The sequence below is a fragment of the Mesotoga sp. BH458_6_3_2_1 genome (assembly GCF_003664995.1).
In the GTDB taxonomy this organism is placed as follows: Bacteria; Thermotogota; Thermotogae; order Petrotogales; family Kosmotogaceae; genus Mesotoga.
The window spans coordinates 205,643-220,546 of the sequence record NZ_JFHL01000018.1; the positions used below are offsets into that span (position 1 = coordinate 205,643).

General features: G+C 46.4%; 10 protein-coding genes. 2 read left to right on the forward strand and 8 right to left on the reverse strand.

All coding sequences use genetic code 11. The annotated features are described in order from the left end of the window. Positions 1–500: 500 nt before the first annotated feature. The 8 genes from Y697_RS09825 to Y697_RS09860 all read right to left on the reverse strand — a co-directional run bounded on the left by Y697_RS09825 (position 501) and on the right by Y697_RS09860 (position 12,634). A complete protein-coding gene (locus tag Y697_RS09825) occupies positions 501–2,024 on the reverse strand; it encodes an FGGY-family carbohydrate kinase (RefSeq protein ID WP_121551445.1) in 1,524 nt (507 codons plus the stop codon). 336 nt (positions 2,025–2,360) lie between these two features. Then, entirely contained in the window at positions 2,361–3,845 is a 1,485-nt protein-coding gene (locus tag Y697_RS09830; protein WP_121551446.1) for an alpha-N-arabinofuranosidase, read from the reverse strand. Positions 3,846–3,877: 32 nt separating this feature from the next. Continuing rightward, positions 3,878–5,824, reverse strand: a complete 1,947-nt coding sequence (locus Y697_RS09835; protein ID WP_121551447.1) for an alpha-L-arabinofuranosidase C-terminal domain-containing protein — start codon at positions 5,822–5,824, stop codon at positions 3,878–3,880. Positions 5,825–5,838: 14 nt separating this feature from the next. Further along, entirely contained in the window at positions 5,839–7,254 is a 1,416-nt protein-coding gene (locus Y697_RS09840) for an endo-1,4-beta-xylanase (RefSeq protein WP_121551448.1), read from the reverse strand. 5 nt (positions 7,255–7,259) lie between these two features. After that, complete coding sequence (locus Y697_RS09845) at positions 7,260–8,138, reverse strand: carbohydrate ABC transporter permease (RefSeq protein ID WP_121551449.1); 879 nt, start codon at positions 8,136–8,138, stop codon at positions 7,260–7,262. A gap of 4 nt (positions 8,139–8,142) precedes the next feature. Continuing rightward, positions 8,143–9,054, reverse strand: a complete 912-nt coding sequence (locus Y697_RS09850) for a carbohydrate ABC transporter permease (RefSeq protein ID WP_121551450.1) — start codon at positions 9,052–9,054, stop codon at positions 8,143–8,145. Positions 9,055–9,098: 44 nt separating this feature from the next. Beyond that, positions 9,099–10,328 carry an extracellular solute-binding protein gene (locus Y697_RS09855; RefSeq protein WP_121551451.1) on the reverse strand — a complete coding sequence of 410 codons (1,230 nt, stop codon included), beginning with the start codon at positions 10,326–10,328 and terminating at the stop codon, positions 9,099–9,101. Between the two features lie 1,241 nt (positions 10,329–11,569). After that, the gene (locus Y697_RS09860; RefSeq protein WP_183083782.1) at positions 11,570–12,634 is read right to left on the reverse strand and encodes a GntR family transcriptional regulator; all 1,065 of its coding nucleotides are present in this window, start codon (positions 12,632–12,634) and stop codon (positions 11,570–11,572) included. 239 nt (positions 12,635–12,873) lie between these two features. Here Y697_RS09860 and Y697_RS09865 point away from each other — a divergent pair, with 239 nt between their 5' ends. Further along, positions 12,874–13,386, forward strand: a complete 513-nt coding sequence (locus Y697_RS09865) for a hypothetical protein (RefSeq protein WP_121551453.1) — start codon at positions 12,874–12,876, stop codon at positions 13,384–13,386. A gap of 133 nt (positions 13,387–13,519) precedes the next feature. After that, complete coding sequence (locus tag Y697_RS09870; RefSeq protein ID WP_121551454.1) at positions 13,520–14,059, forward strand: flavodoxin family protein; 540 nt, start codon at positions 13,520–13,522, stop codon at positions 14,057–14,059. The last annotated feature ends 845 nt before the right edge of the window (positions 14,060–14,904 follow it).

The following is a 14,904-nucleotide window of genomic DNA, read 5'->3' on the forward strand; positions in this document are numbered from 1 at the left end:
TCTCTGTGAGCCTCTCATCCTTGACTATCTTTTTCTCTCAGCGCTGCCAGTCCACAAAACAGAGAGTCTGATCCCGGAGAACATAAAGTCCCGTTTTACCGGCTCATCCCTGCCAGAAGTGATTCCTCGCCGCCCAAATTTCTCCTATTACATTGTGGATGCCTCACGATGACGGTCAGTTCTTGATTCAATATCTCGGGCCATTAGTGTGAATCATTTCCTGGAGCCCTTGATCTTAAGTCCCCTCTTCGTGAGCTAAGACGAATCGAGGAGTGGTTGAAATCGATAGGATTACATACCCTTCACGACTGAACCACTCTCAGGAAATCCCCGGGAAAACATGAGTGCCTTGACTAGTCCGCTGACGCAGACAATTAGTATTCGGGCAAAAGTCACGATAGAATCTGGGGCCTGCCGTTAATGCTCCACCCGGCGATGCGTCATCTCAAGGGATTCTCAGTTAAGCATCCTGCCTTCCTGGCCTAACACCCTGCCCGTACCTAGTGCATCTTCCACATTATTTCCTTCGTTTTTTCATAGAGCTCGCGGAAAATCAAGTACTGTTTCTCATAAACCCTCTGGTTTTCGGAATTTGGACTTATCGGATCTCGGAATTTCACCCACTCTTTTATTCTTTCCGGTCTGTCTATCAATCCAACACCTAGCCCCGCAAGGAAGGCATCGCCAAAGGGCGCTTCAACTAGACTGGATACCTGTCTCATTTTGTAACCGGTTATATCTGCGAAAATTCTGTTCCATGCAGTAGATTTGGCCACTCCGCCAACTATCCAGCACTCATCGTCAAGTTTCAATCCAGCCTTGATTCCGTTTTCCATGTTGTGCCTCAATGCGTATGCAGCACCTTCCATGAGTGCCTTGTACATGTGGGCTCTTGTGTGAACTAGCGTAACTCCAAAGAATACACCCTTCGCAAAGGGATCCCAGATGGGCGACCTTTCACCCATGAAATAAGGAAGCACTACGATTCCGTCACTTCCTGCAGGAATCTTTTCAACTTCCATGTCGAGGAGCTGATACGGAGATTTGCCTGTCCTTTGACCAACGGACTCTTCACTGTCGGCAAACTCTTCCTTGAACCACTTGGCAAGAGCCCCGGTAGTTGCCGAGCCTCCAAAAGAGTAGATTCTTTCAGTATCGTTCACCACGTATGGGAAGCTCACCAAACCAAATGGCAGATCCTTGCCGTCGTGTACGGTACCCCAGCAGGTAGAAGTTCCAACCATTGCAACGTGTTCGCCTTCTTCAAGAGCTCCCGCCGAAAGCTGAGCAACCGGGGCATCTATCCCCCCTGAGACTACCGGAGTACCTTCGAGAAGGCCGCACAGCTTTGAGCTTTCGGCAGTTACTCTGCCGACGACATCGCTCGACTTGACGATTCTCTCGGGAAGGTATTCAATGGGAATTCCCAGGGCCTCACACATCTCCTTCGACCAGGTCAGCTTTCTTATGTCGAATACGCCGCCAATGTTTCCTGCCGAGGAGTAATCAATTGCGTTCTCACCTGTAAGCTGATAAACCATGTAGTCCTTCGGTGTCACGAATTGATATATCTTTTTCCAGATATCCGGCCTGTTGTCTCTGAGCCACATTATTTTTGTGAATCCATAATAGGAATCGACATAGTTTCCCGTAATCGAAAAGATCTTATCCTTTGATATGTTTTCCTTCACCCAGGCGGTCTGCGACGTCGCTCTTCTGTCCATCCAGATGAGGCAAGGGTGCAGAGGCTTCATTCCACTGTCAACAGGGACTCCCGACCCTCCATAAAGTCCGCTTACGGCCAGTGCGGCTATTTCCTTCTTCGGCACTCCCGACTTCTCAGACACTTCTTTTATGGTTTCGAAAGCCGCCTTAACCCAAACATCGGGCCACTGCTCAGCCCAGTTTGAACCGGGCTTAATGACGTCATACTCTCTTTGAGCTTCTACTAGTACCTCTCCTTTTTCATTTACCATCACACTCTTTGTTCCCTGGGTGCCAATATCACATCCGATTAAGTACATACACATCACCTTCTAGATTTCGTCGATTTTATGCCTTAACCACGATTTTACCTCATCCAGTCCGGACTTGCCTGAGTCGAGCCCCACGCCTTCGGGGCATTTGGATGCTCGCAAGACGGCAAAGATTTTGCTCGCGTGGACACCGGCAACATGATAGATTTACGGGCCACAAACCAGTTCCTGCTAGACTTAAGACCAGCTTGATTTTCGATGCTGAGTCCCGTCCTGTTTTCAAATGATGACTCTTTCTCTTCAAGACTCGGGAACACTTTCTCCTCAGGTCTAGAAAGCTCTCATTACCGGAACTTATGCTAGAGGCAATCCTTCTTCAAAGAGTTAGAGCTTTCCGTCCAGGGAAAACTCGATTACACTGGCCGACATCGAATCCAGCTTCACGGTCATTTTCGGAGAGCAGGAGGTAAGCTCTTTGCTCCAAAGTTTTATTCGTTCTGGATTGTCAAAGTCATTCATTTCATCGGGAGCAGACCCCGTCAATATATGCTGTACTGCCCTCTTCTGGACCTCAATTCCCGAAAGATCGAGACTGACTTCTACATCCTTCTGATAGTAGTTGATAAGGGCAACGCTCAAAATATTCTTATCTTCGTTATAGGTGGCCGATCCATCAACATAGGGAACATCGCTGAGCTTGAAGCTGTTTCGGCCCTCGACGAATGTCTTGGAGTTTATTTCGTAAGTTTCTGAGCCAATCGCCATGTCCAGGACAGTTCTTCCGGTGTGATTCACAAATAGATCAAATGCATGATAGATAGGAGTCAATACCATTTCGTCGCCTTTTGTCTTTATCATGCCGAGAGCATTCACCATTTGCGCAAGATTAGCCATTTGAACTGTATTTGCCATACGATGCATAACAGCGAAGATTCCTGCCGCAAAGAGACCGTCTTTCAAAGCGTAGGGTTCCTCCAGAAGCACAATTCTCTTCTCTGCGCCTTCCCTTTCCGCGCTGATTTTGTACCAGATATTCCATTCATCAAAGGAGATCTTGACATGATCCAAACGCAGGTGTTTTATCAGCCCCTCCAGGAGTTTGAGTCTCTGTTCACAGTAGTAGACAGATGCGACGGTACCGAAGTAGTCATCGCAGCCGTGATACTGGTGGATAGAGATGTAATCTATCAGATGTCCCGCATGTTTCAACACAGTCATGTCCCAGCCGGGGTTATCGGCTCCAACTGCGATTACCTTTATCGACGGATCCACACCCTTCATGAACTGAGTGTACTGGCGGAGTTTTTCTGCGTACTCGGCCGCACTGCAATGGCCTACCTGCCAGGGTCCGTATACTTCGTTCCCGATTCCCCAGTACTTAACGCCGTAGGGCTCCGGATGACCATTTTCTTTTCTCATTTGAGCATATTTCGTCGGGGTGTCGAGGTTGCAGTATTCAAGCCAGGCAATTGCTTCGTCAAGAGTCGCCGTTCCGAGACTAACGGCCAGATATGGTTCGGTATTTATTTCGCGACAATACTCTATAAATTCATCAGTCCCAAATTTGTTTGACTCCACACCTCCCCAGATGTAATTGAGAAGTTGCGGGCGCTTTTCGAGAGGGCCTATACCGTCTTGCCAGTGGTAGGCAGACACAAAGTTTCCGCCAGGCCATCTTAAGATTGGGCACTTTATGTTCTTCACGGCGTCCATGACGTCCCTTCTGAAACCCCTCGAATCTGATTTTGGAGATTTCTCGTTATAGATACCGTCGTAAATGCATCTTCCTAGATGTTCTGTGAAGTGACCGTAAATCATATTGTCAATTTTTCCGATCTTCCTAGGCCAGATTTTTACAGATGTCTGCACTTCATTCCCTCCCTGGTAATTAGATGATCACTCTATAAGCCAACTGCTTTCAATCTCAGTATAGTTATGGAATTTTCTGCAAAGGTAAAAGTAAACTCGTTTGATAGACCCGATAGAACATATTTCTTTGGCAGGACCTTTTCAGGGTTCTGGAAAGTGTTCTCATCGAAGACGCTGTCGGAAGTCATCAGAATCACTTCTGCCTGCTCCTTGATCTTCAATTCCTCGCCAATTTCGACTCTGACTTCTTTCTCTTCGGGCCATGGATTCACAATCTTTATGATCAAGTTCTCCGTTTCACGATCATAGACGCAGACGTGGTACAGGGACTTAAACCAGTAACCGATAACCTCGAGATTCTCGTCAGTAAGTTCAGAAGGTATGACCACATCTCCGAGATTCTCATTGAAGAGTTTCTGAACATGATAGCTTGGGGTTCCATATACTCTTGTGTTGTCGAACCAGATCAGGTCCGGCGTCCACTGCGACCAGCCCGGCCTGTTGAATAGAGGCGCGTAAGCCGCCATTATTACTATGTCTGAATTGCGTTCAATGCCTGTCATCAAGGCCGCTTCCGCCATTGCTGCTTGAAGGGAGTTTCTTGTCCCAGCCGCGTGAGCTGCGTATTCTCCGAGCATGACCTTTGGACCAGTTCTGTCGTACTTGTCGTATCTTTCGGTGTTTCTTAACATCCATTCCGGAACAGCGTACATATGTTCGTCAAGAATTTCGACATCGTTTTCTCTTGCCCATCTCCATGCCCGGTTGAATGAAGCTCCTTCATATGAAGGCGGGCCGCTGAACACAATGATGATTTCAGGATATTTCGCTTTGACAGCTTCTCTGAACAACGGGAAGCGATCGTAATACTCCGTTCCCCAGTTCTCGTTTCCAATGCCTATGTACTTGACATCGAACGGTTCTGGATGACCAAGCTCGACACGCTTCGAGCCCCAGAATGAAGTCTGCGGACCATTTGCAAACTCTATGAAGTCAAGAACATTAGTAATCCATTCCTCCATCTCATCTATCGGACAGTACTCGGCTCCTCGAACCTGACAGGACATGCCCGAGTTGAAGATCGGTATGGGCTCAGCTTCTAGGCGTTCCGACAGAAGAAGATATTCGGAGAATCCGATTCCATATGACTGGTGATAGCCCCAGAGGTTGTAATTTGCTTTTCTCTCTTCTACCGGTCCAATTGTATCCTTCCATCTATAGGCGTTCTCCAGGCTGTCACCTTCAACGAGGCAGCCGCCCGGAAACCTTACGAAACCAGGTCTAAGCTCTTCAAGCATATTGAGGAGATCTACCCTCATGCCGTTCCAGTTCTCTTCAGGGAAAAGCGAAATCATGTCCAGGCAGACCTCGCCGGCCCCTTTCAATGTTAGTAGAAGCCTGCTATTGCCGTAGTCTTCGGGGATTTCGAATTCGACCGAATACTTTTCCCACTCAGCGCCAAAAGCCGAGCCGAGGCTTGCCTCAACGATTTTATTGCCCTTCGCATCCGTGAGTAGCACAGCGATCTCACCGCTGTATTCCGAATTACCTCGAATGAATGCGGAAAACTCGTAACGTTTCCCTTTCTTCAAAGGGATGCCGTCGTAACCGTTATTGGAGAGCGATACGGATTTGTTTTCCGATGCAATATCAAAACTCAGGTAATGCAGATTGTTCTCATTCAGCGGTAGGTCCGAGTCTATTGAGAAGGTGGCCTGACAACCTGTTTCAAAGACTGCAAACCAGCCTTCGAGAGGATCTTTGTGTTCGAAAGATCTATTTCTTACCAATTCTGCGTACAGGCCGCCATCTACTGCATGGTTTATGTCTTCAAAGAATATACCGTAGAGGAAGGGACTTATTTCGGGACCAAGATTGCTGGGGTCTATTGTCAGCACATGATCTGTATTCGCAACGAGAGTTACCGGAACAAGAGCCATCATGAGAACAAAGGTTAATAAAATGGTGGCTGTTTTCATTTAGATCACTCCATTCATTGCCCGAGAATAAGGGTGAATTCATTCTTCTCGTTTTTCTTCACTTCGATAATGAATTTCTCTGACATCGCCCCGCTTTCTACCGAGACTTCGTACTTGCCAGCAAAACCGTTGAAAGCCACTGTGCCCGAAATATCCGTCTCGAGATGGGCAGCTGTTTTCCATTCTTCATGAATAAGCCTCTTCAACTCATCATACATCGGTTTTATCGAGAGATCATCGCGCAGAAATCCGCTGCCTGACTGCCATGCCCTGTAGAAATTCCAGTACGTTATTACCTCCACTGCTGGATGGCTGAAGAAGACTTTATAGAATATTTTGGCGATCTCGGCCTGTATCTCCTCGGCCTCACTTATTGAGACGTTGAAAGCATCTATCACGGCGGGGAGAGGAATCTGAAACTCCGATATATGAATAGGTTTTCCCAGCTGAGCCAGCTCGTCAATCGCAAGATATATGCTTTCCAAGGATTGAAGCTGACCAAGCAGGTCCTGAGCAGTGAAGATATGCGCTTCGGCCCCAATCACATCTATTGGAGTTCCTTCATTTATGAGTTGCCGGGCTCTCGAAATGAAGGCTCGCCTGGTCCGTTCATTAACCAACACCCCGTATTCATTTAGAACTGTAATGGCGTCGGGATCGGTTTCCTTAACGATTCTAAACGACTCTGCAATATAGTCCGAACCTATCGAGTCGAACCAGGGTTGAACAATAGGCTCATTAACGACATCCCAGTACTGAATGAGATCCTTGAACTCTTCGACTTCCCTAATAACTCTCGAAAAGAGGTATTCGCGGACTTCGGCCCATTGACCGAGCCTTCCTTTTATTTCTATCCATGCGGGGACGCCTACGCTCGGCGGATTTCCCCAAACAAGTGTGTGACCCTTAACCGGTACTTCGTTTTCACCCAGCCATTGGGCGATTTTCTTCGAGGCTTCGGCCAATCGGATTCTTCCTTCAGTGGACTCATAGTCTGCCCAGTAGAAGGAGGGAAGAGTGGCAAAGTTGAAGAGCTCAAGATACAAACGTTTATACTCCTGGAGATCTTCCTCAGGCAGAGGCCTGATCCCGAATCTCCTTCCGCGGTTATAACTGGTCTGGGCGTATACGTAAAGCAGATATTCCGGAGCATTTCCGAAGTAGAACTCATGTGAAAGTTGTTTGGCGGACACCGAAATGTTCTCCAACGCTTCTCCATCTCTATCTACGATTTCTATCTCAACCTGTACTTTTCTGTCGGACTCTATCCTTTCTTCGAAAGTGCTTACATCGATATCGATAGGCAAAACACTACTTCCAAAAGATAGACTGCATATTAGCAAGCCCAAGATTATTAGCAGACAGGGCCTTGGGGTCATTGCTGACTCTTCTTCTCCAATTCTCCGAAAAGACTTCAGTATTCTAGACATGGTATCTACTCCTTTCCAAGAGATCCCAGGGAGATTCCTTTCATCAAGTATCTGTGGAATGCGATGAAAATTATCAAAGATGGGGCGACAGAGAAGAAAGCTCCCGCCATCATTGGTCCTATTCCTCTATAAGGATCTCCCCACCCCGCGCTGAATCTTATCAGTGCTATAGGCAAGGTGAATTTATCCGACTTGCTCAAGATCAACAGCGGCCATAGGAAGCTGTTCCAGGAACCAAGAAACGTCATCAGGGAAAGAACGAGCATCGCGGGCTTAATGTACGGAATCACGATGCTTATCAGAAACCTGAACTTAGAACACCCATCTATCCATGCAGCATCCTCCAGCTCTTTGGGTATGTCTAGCATGTACTGCCTTAAGAGAAATACCCCGAATGTTCCCCCAAGGCCAGGCAAGATCAGGGAAAGGTAGGAATTAGATAAACCCATACCGTTTATTATGAAGAAATGAGGTATTAGAAAGAGAACGGCGGGGAAGGCCAGGACAGCGACATAAATCCAGAAGATGAACATTCGTCCTCTAAATCTCAATCGAGATAGAGCATAAGCGGCCGGGATTGACAGAACCAGCGTTGCAAGAGTGGAGCTCACCGCAACAATCACGCTGTTGAGAGTTGCTTTGATCAGTGAAAGGCCCCCAGAGGGCGCGAAGATAATCTGATAGTTCTCAGTTGTAGGGTTTTTGGGTATCCACTGAGGGGGAGTCTCAATTACAGCAAGCGTCGTTGACTTCATTGAAGTTGACAACATCCAGAAAATTGGCGCAAACCAGAAAGCTGCAAAGACCCAGAGAAGAACAGTAATAATCAGTGCAGTCACCCGTTTGCTCAGTTTCTTCTTGTTTTTTGCAACCGTAGAAGTCATCTTCTCACCCCTCCGTCGATCGTATCGATTTGGTGACCAGAACGAGCTGAATCACCGCAAATATCAGTACGATCGCAAATATATACCAGGAAATCGCTGCGGCCCTTCCGAAATCCTGTCTTTCAAATCCCACAAGGTAAAGGTAATAGACCAGTGTACGGGTCGTTCCTGCGGGGCCTCCGACTGACAAAATATAGGCCTGGTCGAACAGTCCAAATGCCAGTATTGCCTGGCGAACCACGTCAAAGAAAAGCACGCTCCTGATCCACGGCAATGTAATGTAGATGAACCTCTTCCAGGGACCGGCACCATCGAGTTTGGCAGATTCGTACTGCTCCGGCGGGATTCTTTGAAGAGCCCCTAGATAGAGCAAAATGCTGAATCCCACAATCCACCAGACGGTAACCAGAATAATCACGCCCCACGCGACGGAAGTACTTCCGAACCATGAAACTGCGTTTTCAATGAACCCAGCCTTATTCAAATAGAAATTGGCCAGACCCGAAGGGAATGAGGCAAATATCCACTTCCAGGAACTGAGAATTCCTACCGATCCAAAGAAAGCCGGCGACACAAACGCTATGAGGAGCCAGAGTTGACCGAATCTCTTTTTCTTGAGTATGTGGGCAAATAAGATTGCCACGATTATCGTGAGCGGAACGCTGATTATCGCGAAGATCACCGTATGCTGAACAGTGGGCCAAAATCTCGAATCGTTCCACGTTCGAATGTAATTGTCAAAACCGATAAAGACGTTATCTTTGAGAAGGCTCCAGTTGAAAAAGCTAATTATGAGACCAAAAACCAGCGGAACTACAACAAATAGAGCGAAGAAGAACAGGTGAGGGAGAAGGAACAACCACGATCCTAACTCCCTTCGGAATCGTTTAGGTGATTTAGAATGTGATTGTGTCAATTACTCCTCCTCCCTTCACCAACAAAGCGATTACTTATCTGCGATTAGTTTCTTGACCAGTAGTCGTCAAGGATTTCCTGTACGGCAAATGCAGCTTCTTTCATACCTGCTTCCGGAGATATCGAGTGAAGCACTAATACTTCCTCAAGGTAGACTGCGATCTCGGCCTCGATTTCCGATATCAGTGGGAACATCTGGAACTGTCTTACGTATTCGGAATCCTGAGATACTGCGTAGATGTGAGGAAGTCTTTCCTTCAGTTCCTGACTTTCGGCGACTGATTTTCTTGCAGGAGTCTGGCCCGCTTCATACCAGTCAATGGCGTGGTCCCAAAGATACTTGATGAATGTCGTTGCCGCTCCCAGTACCTTTGGATCTTCAACCATGACGGTTGGCATCGCGAGCACGTGGGATCCTCCAAATACGGCCTTAGTGTTGCCTAACTGAGGAGCTACCGCATAACCGAAATCCTCACCCAGTTGTTCCATCCAGGGTTTAATGGTCCAGATACCGGTTATTAACACAGTGCTCTCCCCAGACTGGAAGGACACGCCAGGGTCGGCAACCTGCATGGGAAGAATACCCTTGTCCTGCATCTCGAGCATCAATTTGCAGACTTCTATTCCGGCCTTTTCGAATGCCGGTTCCTTGAAGTCGTCTGTCAACACTTCGCCGCCATGCTGCCAGAGAAGATGGAACCAGATCCATGTCCAGGCAGGGTTTTCATAGTATGGGGTAAGACCTGGAGGTGTAATGGGTATCAGAGCTTCCATTGCGGAAATGAACTCATCTCTTGTTTTCGGCGGGTTATCGGGATCGAGACCGACCTCTGCGAAGTTTCCTCTGTTGTAGGCCATGTAGAATAGCCATATGTCCATTGGAATACCGACAACTTTACCATCAACTACAAGTCCGTCGAGAACACCGGGGAAGATGTCGTCAGTGTCAATTCCATACTCTTTCAGCCATTCTTCCGTTGTGAAGCCCTTAAAGTGTTCCAGGTAGAGAGGCATGTCGAATTTCCTGATGAACATGATCTCGGGGGCCGTCTTGGATGCAATACCCATCGAGAGCTTGTTCTTCATATCAAGAGAAGACTCTACCACAACATGGACAACTTCAATATCCGGATGTTCTGCATTGAATTTAGCAACAATCTCGTCCATGTACGCTCCGTCAGCTCCGGTAAGCGGTGTCATCATCGTAATGGTTACACCAAAAGAGAAACTAACAGCGACAACTAGCGTAAGTACCAAAAACATAAACTTTCTCATTTGTTTCACCTCCCAATAAAGGTAAACGTTTGATAGTCGAAAAAGAACAGATCGCAATCAGGTGTTCACTCTTTAGCTTGTCATATCACCCTCCAAAAGAGTGGATTGTTTCAATCTGTCAGACCTCAAAATAATTAAGATATATCTTCCGTGAATGAGTATTTAGTATGAGTTGGATTCGAGAGTCAAGGCTTAGACGAATGCTGATCGGAAAACATTTATATGTACGTACCTAATTGCAAAACAGAAAATCCTTCACAAATCAGTTCCGCAAAAAAGTCTTGTTCCGAATGCTCCAAAGCCAAAATAATCGATGATATTAAAAGAAGAATCAATTTACGGTCATATTCTAGCAAAATATCGAATGACTCACCAAATTGAATTATAGACATTCTGCGATGATCTGAGCCCGACTTCGCCCGATATCTTTCTCATTCATTGCTCGGACACCGAAAAGATCAGTTCTCTTCGATTTCTTTCGCTTTTTCATGAAGTAATGTCCGTACATATATAGAGTAGAGAGTTCAGTAACGACGAACACTCTGAGTGTGTCTAGCTGGCAATACCTTTAGAGTCCCGAGTTTTGGTAAGTGGTTAATTGAGCATTAAGGCAATTCGCAAATGCAGTGAAGAACAGACCTTCCCCAGATCATGAATCCGTACCATGAGAAGATCATAGAACGGAAGGCGTAGAATAATACCTATTGCAGCATGCTGGCTTCATCAAAAGTCCTTGGTGATTCGTGGTGGGAGTGGGGCTAGAGTTTGGGTCTTAAAGAACAAGAGTAATGCGAGATATTTTTAGAGAACAGTCTTCCCTTCGCAAAATTCAGTTTCAACTTCTTCTGACTGGAAAAGAAGAACTAGATAGACTGTTTTTGAAAACGCCGTTTGGATAAGGTGAGGAATTGAGAATCGTTGAGGTGCTGCGGTCCTGTCATTCTGAAAGGTGGGTGTTTCCGCTATACGAAACTGGAGCCTTGAATCTCATACTACGGCTTTCAGAAGTTCTTCTAAAAGAGGACGTGATTCTACTCTAGCGAAGTGTGCTCTTCCTACATCACGGCTGGTTATCGCCAACGGGGGACTTCCGTCATTCCTAAATCTTCAGGCCATGTGAAACCGCTTTGTTCTTTCTCTTATCAGAAACTGCCCTCGCTCTTAATAAATCTAAAGTTGCGTCTCAAATCCAGTCCCCAGAGAACTGGTCCTCGAACACCTTAGCCTCAGCCTCTCACATTTCACTTGAGATACTGTTTCGCTTCTGCTACTGAGCTTCTCTCTATCAATTCCGGTTGGTGAACAACTCTATGAGTATTGGAACCATTTAGCATGTCCAGGAGAATCTCGACAGATTTCCTCCCCACCTCTTCTTTAGGGTGGGCAAAGGTGGTTAGGACTTCTCTGAAATCTCCGATTGGTCCGTCGTCAAATCCGATTACGGATATATCTTCGGGAATATTCAGCGCCAGTCTTTTGGCTACTAACTGAAGCTGAAGAGCAGTCGCATCGTTGTAGCAGAATACTGCTGTCGGACGCAGCTGAGAGGGGAGAGACATGAGTTCATGAGCTATCTGCATAGGCGCTCCGGTAAATTCCGAGACGTTGAAGGACTTCTCGTAAATCTTAGTAAATCCAAGCTGCTTGCAACGGTCGACGAAACTCTTTGCCCTTATGACGCCCGGCAGATGTGTTGACTTGTAGATTACAGCTACTCTCTGGTGGCCGTATTCAAAGAAGATTTCCGACGCCTTTTCCCCTCCGTATGCGTCATCGAGGACATTGCAGCTTACGTTATCGATATTCCAGTCACTGTGGACGAGAACGATCTTCACTCCGGATTTGGCCATGGACTTTACGAGATCCTTGTTTGACCTCTTCGTCGCGCTGTAAACTGGGTCGATTATTAAGCCCTTCACTCCCGATTCGATCCACTCCGTAAGAATCTGCCTCTCCTTCACTGGATCTTCCGCTGAATTACCCAACAGCATCTTGTATTCGTTCCGGAAGAGATGATCTTCAGCTCCGAGAACAATATAGGGGAATATGTAGCTGGTTATCTGTTGCACAAGAATGCCGACAAGGTGGTTATCGCTGCCATAGCTGACGAAGGTTCCAAGGCCCGGTCTTCTCACGATAGCCGCTTTGAAAGAGAGTCGATCCAAAGCTTTTCGAACTGTCTCTCTACTGGCACTGAACTTGTTCATCAATTCCTTCTCTGTGGGGAGTTTATCCCCTACAGAGTATTTCCCGGACTTGAGTTCTTCGAGCAGGTAACGTTCAATGACAGTATACTTTGGAGTGATGGCAATCGCCCCCAGTTAGAATGTACGTACATATAGGATTTTACACTTCAATATTGGTTGAGTCAAGTTTTCTTAGAAAGAGATAGTCTCGATCGATCTTTGCCTTTCAAAGGGTCATACGGAGAATAAATTCTTCTGACCTGAAAGAGAATACCTGCCGATGACAATAGCCTAAGCCCTTTCTAGAGCTTCTTTTCGAGAAGATCTAGATGATATACTTCAGTCGGGAGGTGGAAATAATGAAGAAATTACTGCTCGTAGTGACTTTAGTTTTGGTTCTTTCTGTTTCTGCGTATGGATACACTTTCAACACAAACAATATCGGAGCTTCAATCGCTTACTTTCCCTTCATCCTTCAGACCTTCTCGGCAAGGGGATACTATCATTTTGGTTTTAAGCTTACAAATCCCTGGAGCATTGGCCCTATAGATTTCACTCAAGTCATGTTGTACGCTGGTCCCACGGTTTCTTACAGCTATGACAACGTTCACCATAGTTTTGAGGCTGGTATCAGCGGAAGACTCTTCTCTGGAATTGAAAATCTTTCTTTCAATCTTTTTGGAAGAAGATTTATGATTGCTGTAGGTCTCAGAGGTTCATCTGCCTTCTCTTTCACGACTCTTAAGCTTTCAAAGCCTCGAATATCACCGGCTCTAAGCATTATCGATGTTACGAAAATGACTAACAGAGTGAATTACTCGTTGTTCTTCTGGCCGCTGCCGGTATTGTTGGGATTCGATCTGTACTTCTAATCGGCTAGTACTGTTGTTCCTTCGTACTACCCCTTTGTTAAATAAAGAAGTGGATGGAGTAGTAGAGAAGATGGCATTTTTCGGCTGAAGGGTTTTTCCGATACGAAAACTTCTAATAGGATGTGATCCGCTTATGAGGGTATTCTCTGTTATGGGAAGTCCAAGATTGAAGGGCAATACTATGCTTGTCCTGGATTATTTCACGAAGGGGATGAGAGAGGGACACGATAAGCTGGAGTTGAAATCCGTCTTTCTTCATGGTAAGAAGATCGAACCGTGCGCGGGCTGCGACAAATGCAAAAATGGTGGCGAATCCTGCGTAATTAATGACGACATGCTTGATCTTTATGGTGAAGTCTTTGCCGCCGATGTGATTATCTTTTCCACACCCATATACTGGTGGAATATGAGTGCTCAGTTGAAGACTTTCCTTGACAGATTGTACGCACTCGACTACGAAAAGGCCTTCAAAGGAAAGAAGTTCGTTCTTCTCATGACTTACGGTGGTGAGGATCCTAATTCCGGAGCCGAAATTGTCGAAAAGAGTATGAGGGAGATCTGTGACTTCGTTTCTATGGAGTTTTCTGTTAGTTTCGGAATGTGCAGCGAGCTGAGTGAAGATGAAAGAGAGGAGGCTCTAAAAAAGGTCTACAATCTTGGTTTTGATCTTTGAGTTTTATGCAGAACGAGAAGAACTTTGGAAGAATCGATGGCTTAAGTAGTTTCAGAGTCGAAGTAGCATTGAATTTCTTCTAAGGGAATCATGAAATTCGATCTCTGCCGCATTCAGATGGTGCTCATTCTATGCTAATCATTACCCACATCGTCCTCTCTGGAGCTCAATCATCTTGTTCCTCAATTCCAGAATCCGCTAGAATTCACGCATCTCTTCAGTCTCCCCTCTCTCTTTTTCTCTAGCGTTCTTAAAAGAACCTGGACGCGTAGCGTCAGAACTAGAGCCGCTTTTCTCTCTTCACTTTGGCTTCTTGCGTTTTGTTGCCTCCTGCGAAGCAGAATCACTTCCTCGCGCAGCGAGCCTCACTTCCCCGGATGCTACTCCGGGCATCACTTCCTGGGATGTTCTTCCCGGCATCACTTCTGCTCTTACCAGACCCTAGACCCGATTCTTCCTGGCTCTTGATCTAAATCCCCGCTCGAGCGGGGGGGACCGCTTGCGGTGGGGTGTGTGCTCTTTGAACAACGTTTAGAATAGATTGGCCTGTTCGCAATTGAACGATATATTCACTACTTCACGTTATTAATCTGTAATCCATATGTATGCTCCTGCCAGAGACCAAGAACTAACATCGAGCAATCACTCACATCGGTCTATTTCAGAGCATCGGTTTTTTTCGCATACTAAGACCTACACCCTCCGCCACTACGTGGCCCTCCTCCCTCGAGGGAGGACTTAAGATCAGGATCATCAGGAGTCAAATACAAACTCACGCGAGATCCGGCATATTTATGGCACTTGACTCCCTGACTTACGTGTAATGATAAGCTTTCCGAGAGCTG

Bases quoted from the DNA above. Each gene is read 5' to 3' on its own strand.
- Y697_RS09825 (WP_121551445.1), bottom strand. From the start codon at position 2,024: ATGTACTTAATCGGATGTGATATTGGCACCCAGGGAACAAAGAGTGTG.
- Y697_RS09835 (WP_121551447.1), bottom strand. From the start codon at position 5,824: ATGAAAACAGCCACCATTTTATTAACCTTTGTTCTCATGATGGCTCTT.
- Y697_RS09840 (WP_121551448.1), bottom strand. From the start codon at position 7,254: ATGTCTAGAATACTGAAGTCTTTTCGGAGAATTGGAGAAGAAGAGTCA.
- Y697_RS09845 (WP_121551449.1), bottom strand. From the start codon at position 8,138: ATGACTTCTACGGTTGCAAAAAACAAGAAGAAACTGAGCAAACGGGTG.
- Y697_RS09855 (WP_121551451.1), bottom strand. From the start codon at position 10,328: ATGAGAAAGTTTATGTTTTTGGTACTTACGCTAGTTGTCGCTGTTAGT.
- Y697_RS09865 (WP_121551453.1), top strand. From the start codon at position 12,874: ATGAAGAAATTACTGCTCGTAGTGACTTTAGTTTTGGTTCTTTCTGTT.
- Y697_RS09870 (WP_121551454.1), top strand. From the start codon at position 13,520: ATGAGGGTATTCTCTGTTATGGGAAGTCCAAGATTGAAGGGCAATACT.